General features: G+C 70.3%; 18 protein-coding genes. 11 read left to right on the top strand and 7 right to left on the bottom strand.

Annotated features, from left to right (window positions below; all coding sequences use genetic code 11):
* Positions 1 to 78 precede the first annotated feature (78 nt).
* On the bottom strand, positions 79 to 762 hold the full coding sequence (locus Q4D18_RS08095; RefSeq protein WP_303127172.1) for a type 1 glutamine amidotransferase domain-containing protein: 684 nt from the start codon (positions 760 to 762) through the stop codon (positions 79 to 81).
* A gap of 88 nt (positions 763 to 850) precedes the next feature.
* Positions 851 to 2,485, bottom strand: coding sequence for an ABC-F family ATP-binding cassette domain-containing protein (locus tag Q4D18_RS08090; RefSeq protein ID WP_303127170.1), 1,635 nt, complete (start codon positions 2,483 to 2,485; stop codon positions 851 to 853).
* 112 nt (positions 2,486 to 2,597) lie between these two features.
* On the opposite strand from Q4D18_RS08090, the gene Q4D18_RS08085 reads away from it, so the two are divergent.
* Positions 2,598 to 3,041: a hypothetical protein gene (locus tag Q4D18_RS08085; RefSeq protein ID WP_303127168.1), complete on the top strand. Its 444-nt coding sequence runs from the start codon at positions 2,598 to 2,600 to the stop codon at positions 3,039 to 3,041.
* A gap of 227 nt (positions 3,042 to 3,268) precedes the next feature.
* On the opposite strand, the gene Q4D18_RS08080 is transcribed toward Q4D18_RS08085, so the two are convergent.
* The gene (locus Q4D18_RS08080) at positions 3,269 to 4,693 is read right to left on the bottom strand and encodes a hypothetical protein (protein ID WP_303127167.1); all 1,425 of its coding nucleotides are present in this window, start codon (positions 4,691 to 4,693) and stop codon (positions 3,269 to 3,271) included.
* 146 nt (positions 4,694 to 4,839) lie between these two features.
* Here Q4D18_RS08080 and Q4D18_RS08075 point away from each other — a divergent pair, with 146 nt between their 5' ends.
* The 4 genes from Q4D18_RS08075 to Q4D18_RS08060 all read left to right on the top strand — a co-directional run bounded on the left by Q4D18_RS08075 (position 4,840) and on the right by Q4D18_RS08060 (position 8,296).
* Positions 4,840 to 5,538 (top strand): histidine phosphatase family protein, encoded by a 699-nt coding sequence (locus Q4D18_RS08075; protein ID WP_303127165.1) that lies wholly within the window; start codon positions 4,840 to 4,842, stop codon positions 5,536 to 5,538.
* The gene (locus Q4D18_RS08070; RefSeq protein ID WP_303127163.1) at positions 5,535 to 6,080 is read left to right on the top strand and encodes a DUF3090 domain-containing protein; all 546 of its coding nucleotides are present in this window, start codon (positions 5,535 to 5,537) and stop codon (positions 6,078 to 6,080) included. The genes Q4D18_RS08075 and Q4D18_RS08070 overlap by 4 nt, the downstream gene beginning before the upstream one ends.
* On the top strand, positions 6,077 to 6,874 hold the full coding sequence (locus Q4D18_RS08065; protein ID WP_303127161.1) for an SCO1664 family protein: 798 nt from the start codon (positions 6,077 to 6,079) through the stop codon (positions 6,872 to 6,874). The genes Q4D18_RS08070 and Q4D18_RS08065 overlap by 4 nt, the downstream gene beginning before the upstream one ends.
* Positions 6,875 to 6,940: 66 nt before the next feature.
* Positions 6,941 to 8,296 carry a hypothetical protein gene (locus Q4D18_RS08060; protein ID WP_303127159.1) on the top strand — a complete coding sequence of 452 codons (1,356 nt, stop codon included), beginning with the start codon at positions 6,941 to 6,943 and terminating at the stop codon, positions 8,294 to 8,296.
* A 103-nt stretch (positions 8,297 to 8,399) separates the two neighbouring features.
* Here Q4D18_RS08060 and Q4D18_RS08055 read toward each other — a convergent pair whose 3' ends face one another.
* The 4 genes from Q4D18_RS08055 to Q4D18_RS08040 all read right to left on the bottom strand — a co-directional run bounded on the left by Q4D18_RS08055 (position 8,400) and on the right by Q4D18_RS08040 (position 11,209).
* Positions 8,400 to 8,891 carry a GIY-YIG nuclease family protein gene (locus Q4D18_RS08055; protein ID WP_303127157.1) on the bottom strand — a complete coding sequence of 164 codons (492 nt, stop codon included), beginning with the start codon at positions 8,889 to 8,891 and terminating at the stop codon, positions 8,400 to 8,402.
* A 34-nt stretch (positions 8,892 to 8,925) separates the two neighbouring features.
* Entirely contained in the window at positions 8,926 to 10,011 is a 1,086-nt protein-coding gene (gene ychF / locus Q4D18_RS08050) for a redox-regulated ATPase YchF (protein ID WP_303127155.1), read from the bottom strand.
* Positions 10,012 to 10,094: 83 nt separating this feature from the next.
* On the bottom strand, positions 10,095 to 10,580 hold the full coding sequence (locus tag Q4D18_RS08045; RefSeq protein WP_303127153.1) for an Hsp20/alpha crystallin family protein: 486 nt from the start codon (positions 10,578 to 10,580) through the stop codon (positions 10,095 to 10,097).
* Positions 10,581 to 10,675: 95 nt separating this feature from the next.
* The gene (locus Q4D18_RS08040) at positions 10,676 to 11,209 is read right to left on the bottom strand and encodes an O-acetyl-ADP-ribose deacetylase (protein WP_303127151.1); all 534 of its coding nucleotides are present in this window, start codon (positions 11,207 to 11,209) and stop codon (positions 10,676 to 10,678) included.
* Between the two features lie 147 nt (positions 11,210 to 11,356).
* Here Q4D18_RS08040 and Q4D18_RS08035 point away from each other — a divergent pair, with 147 nt between their 5' ends.
* From Q4D18_RS08035 to rmuC, 6 genes are all read left to right on the top strand, one after another.
* On the top strand, positions 11,357 to 12,361 hold the full coding sequence (locus Q4D18_RS08035) for an ABC transporter ATP-binding protein (RefSeq protein WP_303127149.1): 1,005 nt from the start codon (positions 11,357 to 11,359) through the stop codon (positions 12,359 to 12,361).
* Positions 12,358 to 13,176, top strand: coding sequence for an ABC transporter permease (locus Q4D18_RS08030; RefSeq protein ID WP_303127147.1), 819 nt, complete (start codon positions 12,358 to 12,360; stop codon positions 13,174 to 13,176). Before Q4D18_RS08035 ends, Q4D18_RS08030 begins: the two co-directional genes overlap by 4 nt.
* Positions 13,173 to 14,375: a sensor histidine kinase gene (locus Q4D18_RS08025; RefSeq protein ID WP_303127145.1), complete on the top strand. Its 1,203-nt coding sequence runs from the start codon at positions 13,173 to 13,175 to the stop codon at positions 14,373 to 14,375. Before Q4D18_RS08030 ends, Q4D18_RS08025 begins: the two co-directional genes overlap by 4 nt.
* Positions 14,372 to 14,998, top strand: coding sequence for a response regulator transcription factor (locus tag Q4D18_RS08020; RefSeq protein ID WP_303127144.1), 627 nt, complete (start codon positions 14,372 to 14,374; stop codon positions 14,996 to 14,998). The genes Q4D18_RS08025 and Q4D18_RS08020 overlap by 4 nt, the downstream gene beginning before the upstream one ends.
* A gap of 29 nt (positions 14,999 to 15,027) precedes the next feature.
* The gene (locus Q4D18_RS08015; protein ID WP_303127143.1) at positions 15,028 to 15,474 is read left to right on the top strand and encodes a hypothetical protein; all 447 of its coding nucleotides are present in this window, start codon (positions 15,028 to 15,030) and stop codon (positions 15,472 to 15,474) included.
* Positions 15,475 to 15,550: 76 nt separating this feature from the next.
* On the top strand, positions 15,551 to 17,053 hold the full coding sequence (rmuC, locus tag Q4D18_RS08010) for a DNA recombination protein RmuC (protein WP_303127142.1): 1,503 nt from the start codon (positions 15,551 to 15,553) through the stop codon (positions 17,051 to 17,053).
* Positions 17,054 to 17,086 lie beyond the last annotated feature (33 nt).

Here is a 17,086-nt window from a genome sequence, read left to right as displayed (position 1 = left end):
CGAGGTGGATCTCGCGCGTGCGGGTGGGGGTGCTCATGGTGGTCTCCTCAGGGTCGGTGCGGTCGATTCGGCGTTGGGTCAGCCCGCGAGCAGGTCGAGAAGGCGGCGGGCGGCGTCGGCGGAGGAGGCCGGGTTCTGGCCGGTCACCAGGGTGCCGTCCGTGACCACGAAGCTCTCCCCGTCCGGGCCCTTGCGGTAGTCCGCGCCGGCGGCGATCAGCGAGTCCTCGACGAGGAACGGGACGACGTCCGTCAGCTGGGCGGCCTCCTCCTCGCCGTTGGTGAACCCGGCGACCTGACGGCCGCGCACGAACGGGGTGCCGTCGGCCGCGGTGATCGGGTGCAGAATCCCGGGCGCGTGGCAGACGAGGCCGAGCGGGCGCCCGGCCGCGTCGCTGTCGAGGATGATCCGCGTGGAGTCGGCGTCGGACACCAGGTCCCACAGCGGGCCGTGACCGCCCGGGTAGAAGACGGCGTCGAACCCGTCCACGTCCACCTGGGCCAGGGGCGTCGTGTGGGCCAGGGCGGCCTTGGCCTCCTCGTCCTGGTCGAACCGGCGGGTGGCCTCGGTCTGCATCTCCGGCTGCGAGCTCGTCGGGTCGATGGGCGGCTGGCCGCCGCGGGGCGAGGCGAGGGTGATCTCGTGGCCGGCGTCCTGGAAGACGTAGTAGGGCGCGGCGAACTCTTCGAGCCAGAACCCGGTCGTGCGGCCGGTGTCGCCCAGCTGGTCGTGGGAGGTGAGGATCATCAGGATGCGGGACATGGCGGGGGTCCTTTCGACGGAGGGGTCTCGGCTCTTATGGTCGTCCACAACCGAGTTGCGTGCAAGCTTTAAGCCGACGGCCGGGGCGTCAGCGCTCCTCCACCCGCCCGCCGGTCACGTGCCAGCGCCGGTCCAGCCGGACGGACTCGAGCATGCGGCGGTCGTGGGTAACGAGCAGCAGCGCGCCGTCGTAGGACTCGAGGGCCTGCTCCAGCTGCTCGATGGCCTCGAGGTCCAGGTGGTTGGTCGGCTCATCCAGCACGAGCACATTGACGCCGCGGGCCTGCAGCAGGGCCAGGCCCGCGCGGGTCCGCTCGCCCGGGGAGAGCTCCCCCACCGGCCGGATCACGTGGTCCGCCTTGAGGCCGAACTTCGCCAGCAGGGTCCGGACGTCCCCGGCGGCCATCTCCGGCACGAGCGCCTCGAAGGCCTCGGCCAGCGGCCTCTCCCCCTCGAGCTGCCCGCGCGCCTGGTCGATCTCCCCGACGGCGACGGACGCACCCATGGCCGCCGCGCCGTCGTCGGGGGTCTGCCGCCCCAGCAGGCCGCGAAGGAGCGTGGACTTGCCCGCGCCGTTCGGGCCGGTGATGCCGATCCGCTCCCCCGCGTTCACCTGCACGGACACCGGGCCCAGCGTGAAGTCGCCCTGGCGGAAGACGGCGTCGTTGAGAGTGGCCACCACCGACGACGAGCGCGGCGCCGCGCCGATGGTGAACTCCAGCCGCCACTCCTTGCGCGGCTCCTCCACCTCCTCCAGGCGGGCGATGCGGGACTCCATCTGACGGACCTTCTGGGCCTGCTTCTCCGAGGACTCGGAGGAGGCCTTGCGGCGGATCTTGTCGTTGTCCGGGGCCTTGCGCAGCGCGTTGCGCACGCCCTGACTGGACCACTCGCGCTGGGTGCGGGCGCGGGAGACGTGGTCCGCCTTCTGCTGCGCGAACTCCTCGTACTTCTCCCGGGCCTGGCGGCGCAGCGTGGCGCGCTCCTCGAGGTAGGCCTCGTATCCGCCGCCGTACACGCGGTTGGCGTGCTGGGCGAGGTCCAGCTCCAGCACGCGGGTGACGCAGCGGGCCAGGAACTCGCGGTCGTGGGAGACGAGCACGACGCCGCCGCGCAGCTGCTGCACGAACGCCTCGAGGCGAGCGAGGCCGTCCAGGTCGAGGTCGTTGGTGGGCTCGTCCAGGAGCACGACGTCGAAGCGGCTCAGCAGCAGCGCGGCCAGGCCGACGCGGGCGGCCTGCCCTCCGGAGAGCGAGGTCATGAGCACCTGGGCCGGGTCCCCGGCGAGGTCCAGGCCGAGCTCGGCGAGCACCTCGGGCACCCGCTCCTCCAGGTCCGCGGCGCCGGAGGCGAGCCAGCGGTTCAGGGCGGTGTTGTAGCGGTCCGCAGCGGCGTCGGTGACCTCGGCGGCGTCGTCCATTTCGGCCTGCGCCGCGGCGCACCCGGTGCGGCGGGCGAGGTACGCGGCCACGGACTCGCCGACCACGCGCTCGTGCTCCTGCGGCAGCCACCCCACGAACGCGTCCGACGGCGCCAGGGACACGGTGCCGGCCTGCGGGGCCAGGTCCCCGCCGAGGATGCGCAGCAGGGTGGACTTGCCCGCCCCGTTGGCCCCCACGACGCCGACGACGTCCCCCGGCGCGACCGTCAGGTCCAGGTCCTCGAAGAGCGTGCGATGCCCGTGGCCTCCGGCGAGGCGTGCGGCGACGAGGGTGGCGGTCATGGGGTGTCCTGTCCGTGGGGAGCGCTCACGCCTTGAGTATCGCCCCTGGCGACCACGGCCTCCGTCACCCCCGGCCTATGATCGCCCCATCCCGCCAGCACAGGAGGCCGCCATGACCAGGGCCCACCGCCGGATCGATCAGGCCCGCACCGACGACGCCGGTCCGGGAGGCCACACCCCGCCCCCGGGCGGCCCCGCGGGCGCCCAACCGTGGCAGGTGGACCTCGACTGGCTGTGGGGCACCCCGCCGGGCAACGACGGCTCCCCCGCGACCCTGCGGCTGGACGTCGTCGGCCCCGGGGCGGCCCGGGCGGCCGCCGCGTGGCTGGCCTCCCTGCCCGGGGACGAGGACGGCGTGCGAGGCAGGGGCGGCTGGCGCGCCGACCCGGGCGAGCAGCCCGACGCGGACCACCACGCGGTCCTGCTACTCACCTCGGCCGGTGAAGACGTGGCGGACGGGCTGGAGGACGCCGCCGACGACGCCCACGCGGCGCTGGCCGCCGTCGGTGGCCTCACCCTGCGGTGGACTCCCCTGCCCCGTGATTCGTCCCGCTGAGGCGCTCCGCCGCGTGACTTTCGCGCGAGAAGCCCGCCAGCGCGCAGTCTGCGATGGTGGGCTTCATTCGGCTCGCCCGTTGTGGAGGGGTCCCACGTTGAACCGGAACTCCACTACGTCGCCGTCCTTCATGCCGCGCTCCCTTTCCTCCGTGGGGACCTTGCCGACGGTTTCGACGCAGCACCGAGAACATGCGTGAAGCGGGCGTCGAAAGACCACACTTGAGGTCACTCCGTCTCGGCATCGGCTCCTGACGAGCTGCGGCGGGCGATCTCGTCAGCCTCGGCCTCGGCCACTGTGCGAGCGTTCCGCTTCTCCTGCAGACCCCGACCGATGCGCCCCACGGCGCCGATGCTGCGCTTGGCGATCCCCGCTGACCGTTGCCGGAGCGTCTCGCCGGACTGCTCCTCCGGCTCGTCTTTCCCCTGTCTGTCGTCGACCTGCGCCAGGGCGGCCAGGCGAGCAACGATCTCCTTGGCCGGGCCCTTGATCTTGCCATCGATGCCGGCAGCCCATTCGGCTGCAGCGTGAAGAGGTGCGCGATCCTCAACGGTGATGTCCTCCACCGCCGCCCACACGGCAGGGACATCCACCTCGATGGCTTCCCGCTGCTCGTCGAGCACGGCCACGGTAACCGCCGAGTTGTCGACGACGAGACTGAGGTGGTGGAGGAGGAGGCGTTCCGCTTCCGACGTCTTCCCGTCGCTGCTCGTCACAAGAATGACAACCCTCAATAGCGCAGCATGGTGCGGCGTCGAGGCGGCCACTCGGCGGGCCCGCTCGATAATGACCGCCTCGGTGCGGAAGACCCCCTGTGCATACTTGCCCGACGCTCTCGTAGCCCAGTAGTTCACGGCTGTGGAGACCGGAATGCTGATCCCCGGAATGGAGAACTTCACGATGTTCCGCTGTAGAAGAAGACCTCCGACCTGGGGAATGCTCTTCACCGCCTTCAACGTGGATCCCGAGAAGATCTTCTTCACGAGAGGACGCACCACCATGGGCATCCCCTTCAGCGCCGCATTGGAGGCCACCTCCCCCGCGCGGATTCCGAAGGCGAGACGGATCAGCTTCCACACGTCTTCCGAGTCATCCATGTCTAGAGGAATGCCATAGATGACGCTCATGTCGTAGGCGAGACGGAGTTGCGTCTGTGTGCTGTACGCAAGGTCGGGGCTGAAGCTGGTCAGGGCGGCAGGCATGGTGAGGGGTGACGCGGCACCCCCGGAGCCAGCCGTCGCCGCGAGGGCACCCGTGTAGGCGGACGCCGTGAGCCCGCCTGCTATCGCGGCGTACCGGCTGGCCAGCTGAATGCGGGCGTCGGCGATCGCATCTGGAGACAGATGTGGGTACTTCCTGCGGAAATACGCAGCGTCGACCTGACGCGCGTGCGTCCCCACCCCGAGTCGCAAGAGGGTGAGGAACCAGTCCCCCGTCTTCAAGTCATGAAGACTCAGCCCCTGAACGATGCCCCGGAGGCGTCCGAGTTCACCCTCGACCTCCGCCTTCTCCTCCTCCGAGGCGTCCTTTGGCGCACCCATGTCCTCGCCGAGCTCGGCTTCAGCGTCATGGATCTCCTCCGCGTGGACGGGTTCGACGTCCTCACTGAGGAACTCGGATTCACCAATCGCCCCGCCGGTGCTCTGCGTCATGGGCACAGCGTAGACGCCGAATCCCGGGGTCCTCACTGGTACGGAAGACTTCAGTAGCCGAATCTCCCGCACCATCCTCAAGACAGGCGGCCGAGGATGCACCCCGCGCAGGGGGTCCGCTCCCACCGCGTGAGTAGGCTGGAGTGATGGCGACGGTACTTCTCGTGCGGCACGGCCGCACCACGGCCAATGCGACGGGACTGCTGGCGGGCCGGACCCCCGGGGTCGGCCTCGATGATCTCGGGCGGGAGCAGGCGGCGCGGACCGGCGAGCGGATCGCGGCCGTGCCCGTGGCCGCGGTGGTGGCCAGCCCCCTCGAGCGGTGCGCGCAGACCGCGCAGGCGATCCTCGAGCGCCAGCAGACGACGCCGGCCTCGCTGGTCGACGCCGACCTCACCGAGTGCGACTACGGCGCGTGGCAAGGCCAGAAGCTCAGCGACTTGGCCACCGAGCCCCTGTGGGCGACGGTGCAGACGCAGCCGTCCGCCGTCGTCTTCCCGGGCGGCGAGTCCATGGCGGGGATGCAGGCGCGGGCGGTGGCGGCGATCCGCCGGCACGACGCCGCCGTGGAGGCCGAGCACGGGCCGGGCGCGGCGTGGGTGGCCGTGAGCCACGGGGACGTCATCAAGGCGGTCCTGGCCGACGCGCTCGGCATGCACCTGGACCTGTTCCAGCGGATCGAGGTGGGGCCGGCGTCCGTCTCGATCGTGAGCTACGGGCCGAGCCGGCCGCGGGTCTGGGCCATGAACACCGACGCCGGGGACCTCGCCTGGCTCGCTACGGCCGGCCGGTCCGACGATGCCCCGGTGGGCGGCGGCGCGGGCGCACCTAGGATCGACGCATGACCGAGTCACCCGCCCACGTCCATGAGTTCGACTGGCCGGACCGCGTGGTCGTCGGCACCATCGGGCGGCCGGGCGCCCGGACGTTCTACCTACAGGTGCGCGCCGGGTCCCGGATCATGAGCGTCGCCCTGGAGAAGCAGCAGGCCGCCATCATGGCGGAGACGATCGACGAGATCCTCGACGAGCTCTTGGCCCTGGAGGGCAACCCGCACAGCGTGCCGGCCGACTCCCCCGCCGAGCTCGTGGACACCGATCCGCTGGACCCGGTGCAGGAGCGGTTCCGCGTCGGCGCGATCGGCCTCGGCTGGGATCCCACCACGGCGCAGGTGGTGGTGGAGGTGCACCCGCTCGTCGACGACGAGGTGGACCAGGTCCTCGAGGCGGAGTCCGAGGCCGTGGTGGTCCGAATGCCGGTCGGCGCCGCCCGCGCATTCACGCGGCGCACCCGGGAGGTGGTGGACGCCGGCCGACCGATCTGCTCGGACTGCGGCCAGCCCATGGACCCCGACGGCCACGACTGCACTCCGCCCGAGCTCCGATGACCGCGGAGGATGTGGTGAGCGAGGAGCTGATGAGCGCCGAGCTGACGAGCGGTGATCTGAAACTGACCGGCCGCATCACGACGGCGTCCAACGCCACGTTCTTGGGTGCTATTGGTGACACGGTGGTGGTCTACAAGCCGGTGGCGGGCGAGGCGCCGCTCTGGGACTTCCCCGCCGGGACCCTGGCCCGCCGGGAGGTGGCCGCGTACCTGGTCTCCGAGGCCCTCGGATGGGACATCGTGCCGCGCACGTGGCTGCGTGACGGCCCGTTCGGCGAGGGCATGGTGCAGCTGTGGCAGGAGGAGGACCCGGCTCAGCAGGCGGTGGACCTGTTCCCCGCGGGCGAGGTGCCGGCGTCGGGCTGGCTGGCCGTGTTGGAGGGTGAGGACGAGAACGGGCGACGCGTGGTGCTGGCCCACGAGGACACGCCCGCGCTGCGCCGGATGGCCGTGTTCGACGTGATCGTCAACAACGCCGACCGCAAGGGCGCCCACATCCTCGCCATGCCCGGCGGACACCGCCACGGGGTGGACCACGGGCTGACTTTCCATGTGGAGAGCAAGCTGCGCACGGTGCTGTGGGGGTGGCTGGGTGAGGAGCTGAGCGAGGAAGAGCGCGACGGCGTCGGCCGAGTCCTCGTGGGCCACGATGGCGAGCTGGGCCGACAGCTCGCGGAGCTGCTTGGCGCGGAGGAGATCGCCGCGCTCGCCGAGCGCTGCGCCCGCCTGCTCCACGCCAGACGCTTTCCACCCCCAAGTGGCCTGACGCCGGCACTCCCCTGGCCGCTATTCTGAACACCTCGTGGGGACAGGCATAAAAAGATATTATTCAGACCACTATTCCTAGACAAGGGGGCAAATGTGTCGGAGGAATTGCCCGAACTGAGCATGTCCATGGACCTCGGGGGTGAGAAACGATGCCTAAAATCTGGTGAAACAAACAATGCAGAGGGAAGCCTACCCGAGGCCACATTAATTACCTCTTCCGGCATTGATCCTATTGATTTTTCAAGTCGCCTCCAGATCTTAGTAACACAGATTTTCCCTGGAGGCGACAATAAAGACCATGTCATAATGACTGGGAACGTCAGCACGGCGTCATTGGGAAACGGTGTCATCGAAATAGTGGCAGGCGGCGGCCTGCCACTGGAGGAGTCTCAATCGGGTATCTTCGCAACCTCTTCAGGCGCAGAGCTCGAAGCCGTCCACTTACTCTGTGAGCAGGTTGAGCTTCCTCTGCACATCGAAGGGTACGAGAAACCCGCGATGGAGACATTCCATTTTGAGACTCTTGTAGCAGGAATTTCGATTTCTCATATTCAGGAATGGATGGACGTAGAGTTCATACCAATCGACCCGGACGACGAGAGCACTTACGGTCCATTTCAGCCGATCCGACAGCAGGTCATGCGACTATGGGGCCAGCCAACAGCGCGAGCGAGGATATTTGTCCGAGCAGAAGGCCTAGGAGACGCAGACGCGGAGGGAATGAGACAGGTCAGCTTCAGCATTGCATCCTTGCATGCTTGCGTCGCCTACGGCTACTCCCACAGATTCGATAACCGGTTTATGGATTTTCACCGATCCCAATTGAGGGCGCACGCGAGAATCTTACCCGTAATTTACAATAGCGGGTTAGAAAACCCCAGATATTGGATTCACGACACAGGCATCCAATCTCAGCCACCAATCGACATAGGTTTACAGGCCCACCGGTGGCAAGGCTCGCTTGCTACGACGTCCAAGGCGGCCATCAACTACTCCGTCACTGCACTTATGGACGCAACTGATGAATCCCGCACATTCGTCGAACGCTGCCATTCACTTTCGACGGCGCTGGAATTTTACTCATCCGAAGTCCATATGCCACCGATTGTGCCTAAAGCAGCGCGGAAAGATGTAGAGTCTTTCATATCGACGCTGCCCGACAGCGAAAGTGTAAAGACCCGTCTGAAACAGGCTATGCGTCAGGCGAATCAGAGCTCACTTTTCGCCCGTGTGCGTCGCCAGGCTGAGGAGGATGGCACGCCCGTCACCGAGGCAGAGTGGGACGTATTGGCACGAATCCGAAAAGTCCGAAACGACACGGCGCACGGCCGGGGCGCCAGGAACTCGATGCCGACAACGGAGGACCTCCGATGGGGGACCAGTGTGGCATCCCGCCTGATAATGTTCCGCTGGAAAGCGAGTTCTCAAAATTTCTCTGAGACGGCCTGAGCTTTTAAAGTAGACGCGTTCGATTTATTCTGGGAGCGACGCCCCGGGCTAAACCCCTATAGCAAGTTAGTGGAGCAAGGCTCTTCATACACCCACGGACAGATTAGGGGCGGTCGACCAATTCCTGTAGATATGAGCGGATGGTGCGAACCTTGCCCCCAACTTGTTGCACTTCAAGGGCACCCTTTAGACTTTCTCGTTTCCGATTCAGAGGAGGGTCTGCAATCAAGATTGCAATCGCCTCCAGGGTGTCGACCATTTCATCGGTCTTTAAATGCCGCCCGCCAGCAAGATTGGGCGTATCGGATGACCGGCTAGGCTTCGCAAGAGAGTACCATGAAAACATGTCCCACCTGGCAATAAGTCTGTCAGTCAAGTGGTCCGCGAGTCGCTTCCCCACTCCGGAGCTTTGAGCATGGGCTTGGCCTACATAAATCGGTTTAAAGTCGGCATAGAGAACATAGATCCCTTTGGCTGACCAGAAGTTGTTTTTCCACTCTGACCCATTTTCACGCCAGGTACCGATCAGGCTTTTTCCACCCCAGTCCACCGCGTCTGGATTCCAGAATTCTCCGTAGCTCTTGATAATCGACACAGCGCACCCCTATCCCGATACGTTTACTTCGCGCTTACACGTTGAACCTAAACTCCACCACGTCGCCGTCCTGCATGACGTAGTCCTTGCCCTCCATGCGCACCTTGCCGGCCGCCTTGGCATCGGCCATCGATCCAGCCGCCACCAGATCATCGAAAGACACGATCTCCGCCTTGATGAAGCCGCGCTGGAAGTCGGTGTGGATCACGCCGGCGGCCTCGGGCGCCGTCGCCCCCACCGGGATGGTCCAGGCGCGCGTCTCCTTCGGCCCGGCGGTCAGGTAGGTCTGCAGGCCAAGGGTGGAGAATCCCACCCGCGCCAGCTTGTCCAGACCGGATTCCTCCTGGCCGGACATCTCCAGCATCTCGCGGGCCTCCTCCTCGGAGAGCTCCACGAGGTCGGACTCCAGCTTGGCGTCCAGGAACACGGCCTGGGCAGGGGCCACCAGGTCCCGCAGCTCCTGCTGTCTGGCCTCGTCCCCCAGCACGCCGTCGTCCGAGTTGAACACGTAGATGAACGGCTTGGCGGTGAGCAGGCTCAGCTCCTTGAGCCGATCCATCTCCAGCTTGTCCTTCTGGATGGACGAGTAGATGGTGTCGCCGCGCTCGAGCACGGCCTGCGCGGCCTGCAGGGCGGTCACGTCCGCGGTCTCGCGCTTCTTGCCCGTGACCTCCTTCTGCCAGCGCGGCAGCGCCTTCTCCACCGTCTGCATGTCCGCGATGATCAGCTCGGTGTTGATGGTCTCCATGTCCGAGGCCGGGTCCACCGTGCCGTCCACGTGGACCACGTCGCCGTCGTCGAACGCGCGCACCACCTGGGCGATCGCGTGGGCCTCACGGATGTTCGCCAGGAACTGGTTGCCCAGGCCCTCCCCCTCGGAGGCGCCCTTCACGATGCCGGCGATGTCCACGAAGGACACCGTGGCCGGCAGGATGCGCTCGGAGCCGAAGATCTCGGCCAGCTGGGGCAGCCGCTCGTCCGGCAGGTTCACCACGCCCACGTTCGGCTCGATCGTCGCGAACGGGTAGTTCGCCGCGAGCACGGTCTGGCGCGTCAGCGCGTTGAACAGGGTCGACTTGCCGACATTGGGCAGTCCCACGAATCCGATAGTCAAAGCCACGGAGCCACTCTAGCCGGGCGCCCGGATGCGCGAACGGCGCCGCACCTCCAGGCGGAGGTGCGGCGCCGTCGTCGGGAGTCAGGTCAGGACTCGGTGACCTCGCCCTGCGCGGGCTGGGCCACGTCCTCGCGGGTGACCTCCTGGCCCGCCACGGTGCCGGAGGCGGCGCCGCCCACGTTCACCTGGATCTTGCGCGGCTTGGCCTGCTCGGCCACCGGGATGGACAGCACCAGCACGCCGTCGCGGTAGTCGGCCGCGATCTTGTCCAGCGCGAGGCCCTGGCCGAGGGTCAGCTGGCGGGCGAAGGTGCCGGCGGAGCGCTCCCGGGTGAGCCACTGGCGACCCTCCGCGGCGGACTGCTCCTTGCGCTCGGCGCGAACGGTGAGGGTGCGCTCCTCCACGTCCACGTCGATCGAGGACGGGTCCACGCCCGGCAGCTCGATCTCGGCGGTGAAGACGTCGCCCTCGCGGTAGAGGTTCAGGGGCATGGAGGTGGTGCCGGCGGCGCGGGTGATGCCGTTCATCAGGCGCTCCATCTCACGGAACGGGTCGACGGGGGTACGAGCCATGGTGGTTCTCCTTCGGATCGGCGGCCGCCCACCTGCCGGACGGCCATCTGACCGATGCAACACGGTCCGCAACGAGTGTATTCCACAAAGGTGAGTCAGTCGCGCTCAACTTTCTCCAGCGCGGCCCGGAAGGCCTGCTCGGCCCGCTCGCCGTAGGGCACGAAGATCACCTCGGTGACCACGTCCCCCACCTCCTCGGCCATGGCGTGGGACGTCTCGACGGCGATGCGTGCCGCGTCGTCCATCGGCCAGCCGTACACGCCGGCGGAGATTGCAGGGAACGCCACCGTGGCGGCCCCCAGCCGGTGCGCCACCCGCAGCGACTCGCGGTAGCAGGAGGCGAGGATGTCCGACTTGTCCTTGGTCTTGGCCCACACCGGACCCACCGTGTGGATCACCCAGCGGGCGGGCAGCTCCCCGGCGGTGGTGGCGACGGCCTGGCCCTGCGGCAGCCCGTCCTTGTACTCGCCGGCGCGGAGCTCCTTGCACTCGGCGAGGATCTGCTTGCCGCCGCGGCGGTGGATGGCGCCGTCCACTCCCCCGCCGCCGAGCAGCGTGGAGTTGGCGGCGTTGACGATCGCGTCGGCCTGCGTGCGGGTGATGTCCCCGGGGGCGATGGTGAGCTTCATGCCCGCCAGGCTAGGCCGGTGCGAGGGAGCTGTGACAGGGGCGGACGGCGGGTGGGGCGGCACGGCGGCCCACCCATGACATCCGTCATGCCGGACTCCTGACGTCTGCCGCATCCGCCCACGGCCCTCGCCGCGCAGGCTGGAGGCATGAGCACACCACCCGCCGGGCACGCGGTCGCCCCGCATTCGCCCTCCTCGCCCACCCCGCCACACCCTGACAACGCCCCCGCCATCCGCGCGTCCGGGGTCCACCGCCACTTCGGCACGGTCCGCGCCGTGGACGGCGTGGACCTCACGGTCCCCCGGGGCCAGGTCCTGGCCCTGCTCGGCCCCAACGGAGCCGGCAAGACCACGCTGCTGGACATGGTCCTGGGGTTCACGGACCCGACCTCCGGCAGCATCGAGGTGGCCGGCCAGGTCCCGCGCAACGCGGTGACGCACGGCCTCGTCGGCGCCGTCCTGCAGTCTGGGGGCCTCCTCGAGGACCTCACGGTCGGCCAGTCGGTCGCCTTCGTGGCCGCCTGCCACCGCCGCCACCTGCCCGTGGCGGACGTCCTGGCTCGCGCGGACCTCGAACGGATCTCGTCTCGGAAGGTGAAGAAGTGCTCCGGAGGCGAGCGCCAGCGCCTGCGCTTCGGCCTGGCCCTGCTGACCGACCCGCAGCTGCTCATCCTCGACGAGCCCACCGCGGGCATGGACGTGGCCGCCCGCGCGTCGTTCTGGCGGACCATGCACGCCGAGGCCGCGCGCGGCCGCACCGTGGTGTTCGCCACCCACTACCTCGAGGAGGCGGCCGACTTCGCGGACCGGATCGTGCTGCTGGACCGCGGCCGGGTCCACGCGGACGGCACCGTCCGCGAGCTCACCGCCTCCGCACCCCGCACGGTCGAGTGCACGTGGACCTCCCCCTCCTCGCCGGAGATCCTCGCCGTGGAGCACGGTCTGCCCGACGACGCCGTCGCCCGCTCCGGTGACCGCGTCACGTTCACGTTCCCCGGGACCGCCGAGACCTCGGACCGGCTGGTCGCGGACCTGCTGACCCGCGGTCTGGGCGCCGACCTCGCCGTGAACCAGGCCTCCCTGGACCGCGTCTTCCTCGACCTCACCGCCACCCCGACCGCCACCGCCACCGCCGAAGGAGCCTCCGCATGAGCACCGCCACCGAGACCGACCTCCTCGGCCCGCCCCGCTCCCGCGCCACCCGCGTCGGCGCGTTCGTCCGGCGGGACGTGATCCGCCAGCTGCGCCTGGTCGAGTCCGTCTTCTTCATTGCCGTCCTGCCCACCGCGCTGTTCCTCATGTTCGGCACGCTCAGCGGGGACTGGAACGCCATCGAGGTGGGCCACGGCAACGTCATGGCCACCACCATGACCTCCATGGCCCTCTACGGCGCCGTCACGGCGACGACGTCGATCGCCGGCTCCGCCGCGGTGGAGCGGCAGCTCGGCTGGGGACGGCAGCTCTCGCTCACGGCGGTGACCGGATCCGACTACATCCTTGGAAAGGTCGCCGTGGCCCTGGGCATCGCCGTGCTGCCGGTCGCGCTCGTCATGACGGTGGGGGCCGCCGTCGGGGCGCACCTGGACGGCCCCGGCCGGTGGTCCGCCACCGCCGCGCTGATCCTGATCGGCGCGCTCCCGTTCGCACTGTACGGACTGGCGGCAGCCCTGCTGTTCCGTTCCGAGGCGGCCGTCTCCGCCGCCTCCGGCCTGCTGGTGGTGTTCGGCTTCCTGGGCAACCTGTTCACCCCGCTCGACGGCGTCATTCTGGACGTCGCGCGCTTCACGCCGCTGTACGGGGCCGGCACCCTGGCACGATGGCCTCAGCTGGAGGGCACCGTCCTGGGCACCATGGGTCCGAGCGACACGGCGGACCCGCTGTGGGGCGCGCTGCTGAGCCTCGGCGTCTGGACCGCGGTGTTCGCGGCCCTGTGCCTGCTGGGTCTGCGGCGCCGGACCCGCCGGTGACCGGCACCGCGCAGCGCCCCTCCACCGCCCCGCCCGTCCGCACCACTCCCGAGGAGGTGGCCGCCGTGCCCGCCGCCCGCCGCACCCTGCCCCGCGAGGAGTGGTCGCTCGCCGTCGCCTTCGCGGGCGTGTGGCTCGTGTTCCTGCTGACGACCGTGGTGTTCATCGGCATCGAGCTGGCGGCGGCGCAGGACTGGGGCCGGCTGGCGGGACTGGTGGCCACGACGGCGGCCTTCGTCGTCGTGTACCTCGCCGCGTACCTCGTGCCGCACCCGGTGCCCGGCCGCCCCCAGACCGTGTCCACCCTGCTCTACACGGCGGTGCTGGCAACCCTGGCCCTCACCATGGGCGCCGTCGGTGGGCCGTTCGCCGTGAACACGGTGCCGTACATCGCGGCCGTCTGGGTGTTCACGCACCCCCGCCGCGTGGCCGTCCGCGCGGGGCTGCTCCTCGGGGCCGTGGGGCTGGCCGCCGCGGCGCTACTGCTGCCGCCGGCGGCGCGCCTGCCCGGCATGATCGGGCTGGCGGTGGCCGTCGTCGTGATCCTGGTGGTGCGTCTGGCCACGGACCGCGAGGACTCGCTGACGGCGGTCCGCCACGAGTTGGCCCTGTCCCAGCAGCGGGAGCAGCTGGCGCGGGACGTGCACGACGTCGTCGGGCACTCGCTCACCGCCGTGCACGTCAAGGCGCAGCTGGTGCGCCGCCTGATCGACGTGGACCCGGCGCGGGCCGCTGCCGAGACGGACGAGATCATCGCCCTCACCCGCACCGCGCTCGGCGAGGTCCGCAGCACGGTGGACGGGATGGCCGCCCCCGAGCTGGTCACCGAGCTCGCCCGGGCGCGCCGGATGCTCGCCGACGCCGGGATCCGCCTGGACGCCCCCTCGCCCGACGCCGTGGCCGGCCTCCCACGGGCCACCGCCGACCTCTACGCCTGGGTCCTCCGCGAAGCGGTGACCAACGTGCTCCGGCACGCCGCGGCGCGGACCGTGCGCGTCACGGTGTCGACGGACCGGCTCGCCGTGCTCGACGACGGCGTCGGGCCCGGCGCAGGGCGGATCCCCGAGCCGGACGGCCGCGTCGGCCAGGGCATTCCGAGCATGCGGACCCGCGTCGAGCGGGCCGGGGGCGCACTCGCGCTGGCCCCCGCCCACCCGGGTTGCGAGCGCCCCGGCACCCTTGTGGAGGTGACCCTGTGACCGGCCCCGCCGACCGCCCGCTGCGGCTGCTGCTGGCCGACGACCAGGCCTTGGTCCGAGGCGGGCTGGCCGCTCTGCTGGACCTCGAGCCCGACCTGGAGGTCGTGGCCCAGGTGGGATCGGGCACGGAGGTGGCGGCCGCCGTCGTCGAGCACGGGGTGGACGTGGCGCTGCTGGACATCGAGATGCCAGGCATGGACGGGATCGAGACGCTCGAGGAGCTGCGCGCTCGCGGGGTGGACTGCGCCGTGGTGATGGTGACGACGTTCGGGCGGCCGGGCTACCTGCGCCGCGCGCTCGCCGCCGGGGCGGAGGGCTTCGTGGTGAAGGACACCCCCGCGGAGGCGCTGGCGGACGCCGTGCGGCGGGTGGCGCGCCGGGAGCGGGTGGTGGACCCCACCCTCGCGGTGGACTCGCTGGCCGCCGGCACCAGTCCGCTGACCCCGCGGGAGGCGGACGTGCTCCGTGCCGCCCTGACCGGTGCGTCCGTACGGGACATGGCCGGCGCGCTGCACCTGTCCGCCGGGACGGTGCGCAACCACCTGTCCGCAGCGATCGGCAAGACCGGCACCACCTCGCGCGTGGCTGCCGCCGTCACGGCACGTGATCGCGGCTGGCTCTGACCCGCCCGCCGCGCGGTAGCGTCGGTCGGGTGAGCACCGATCAGACCCCCGCCGACGTCACCCCGCCGACCCACGAGATCCTCCCGCTCGTCACGCTGGCCGTGGAGCACGTCTTCGACACCCTCACCCGCCAGCCCGTATTCGAGCCCACCGTGCTGGCCGTGACCCACGAGGGCCGGCAGGGCATGTGGACCCTGCCCGAGCTGGTCCCGGAGCAGGCCGCCGCGGCGGTGGCGGACATCCAGCCGACGCCCGAGCGCGCCGTCGCCGTGTTCGACGGCGAGATCCAGACCCCGCAGGGCCCGCGCCCGGCCGTGGTGGTGGAGGCCTTCGACGCCGCCGCCGTGACGTCCACCCGCCTGGTCTTCCGCTACGTGCCGGCCGTGCCGGGCACGGACCTCACCGGCCGCATCGAGGGCGAGCCGATCCTCGTGGCCAACGGCCACAACCCGCTCTTCGGCCAGGTCCGCGGCTGACCGGAGCGGTCTTCCGGAGCACGACGACGGCGCGGCGCGCCCTTAACGCGTCCACTCCCCTGTCACAGTGGTCGGCATGGATGCACTGACCCTCGTGATCGCCCTGGCCCTGGGCCTCGTGGTGGGCGCCCTGCTGGGCGCCTGGCTGATGTGGCGCCGCGGCGGTGGGGACGCGGCCGCGCGCGCCGAGCTGGAAACCCTGCGCGCCGAGCACGGGCAGGTCCGCGAGGAGCTGGCGGGCGCCCGCGCGGAGGCCCGGGCCCTCACCCAGCAGCGCTCCGAGGACGCCCGCCGGGCGGGCACCGAGTCCCGCGTGCTGGAGACCCTCGCCCCGCTGGGCCGGCAGCTGAGCACCCTGCAGGAGCAGGTGGGCGTGCTGGAGCGGGACCGCGCCGCGCAGTTCGGCCGGCTCGGCGAGCAGCTGCGCACCGCCGCGGAGAACGACCGCGACCTGCTCAACCAGACCGCCTCCCTCATGGCCACCCTGAAGTCCACGAGCGCCCGCGGGCACTGGGGCGAGGCGCAGCTGCGCCGCGTGGTGGAGGCCGCGGGCATGGTGCACCACGTGGACTTCTCCGAGCAGGCCACGCTGTCCGGGCAGGAGGGCGAGCGCCTGCGGCCGGACCTCGTGGTGTCCCTGCCCGGCGGCAAGACCCTCGCGGTGGACGCGAAGGCGCCCATCGGGGACGCCCTGGCCGCCGAGGCCCTCGCGGACGAGCCCGGCGAGGAGGCCGCCCAGCGCCGCGCCGCGCTGGCCCGTCAGCACGCCGCCGCCGTGCGTCGCCACGTGGACGCCCTCTCCTCGAAGGCGTACTGGTCCGCGCTGGACCGCTCCCCCGAGCTGGTCCTGTGCTTCCTGCCGGCCGAGTCCCTCCTGGCCGCCGCCCTGGACGCGGACGGCGAGCTGCTGGACCACGCCTTCGCCAAGAACGTGGCCCTCGTGGCCCCGGTCTCCCTGCTCACCGCCCTCAAGTCCGTGGCCTACGCGTGGCGGCAGGAGCGACTGGCGGAGAACGCCCAGTTCATCGTCACCAGCGCCCGCGAGCTGTACGAGCGGCTCGGCACCCTCGGCGGCCACCTGGATCGGATGGGCGGGTCCCTGCGCTCCGCCGTGGACGGCTACAACAAGCTGGTGGGCAACGTGGAGTCGCGCGTGCTCCCCGCCGCCCGCAAGCTGAAGGACGCCGACCCCGGCCTGCCCGCCCTCGCGGACATCCGCACCGTGGAGGCCACCCCGCGCGCCCTCACCGCGGCCGAGCTGGTGGAGGAGCCGGCGCCCGCCTCGACGGAGCCGTCCGCTGAGGCGGTCATCGCCGCCGAGGCCCCCGCAGTCGGGACGGTGCCGGCGCATCGGACCGAGACCGCACCGGCTCCGACGTCCGCGGCGCCTGACGTCCCCGTCCAGCTGCCGGGCCAGACGGCCCTGGACTGGGACGCCGACGCCGAGGTCGTCCTCCCCGACGCCGACGCCCCCGGGTCCCGCTCCTCCGAGCCCGCCCTGCTGTGGGAGGACGGCTGGACCGGGGACGAGGAGTGGACCGAGGACGCGGCCTGGGACACGGACCGGCGCTCCGCCTGAGCCCTCCCCGCAACGACGCCGGCGACCCCGAAC

This window comes from Micrococcus sp. (assembly GCF_030523875.1).
Lineage (GTDB): Bacteria > Actinomycetota > Actinomycetes > Actinomycetales > Micrococcaceae > Micrococcus.
The sequence above is the reverse complement of the archived record's forward strand: the minus strand, read 5'-3'. Positions and strand labels throughout refer to the sequence as shown.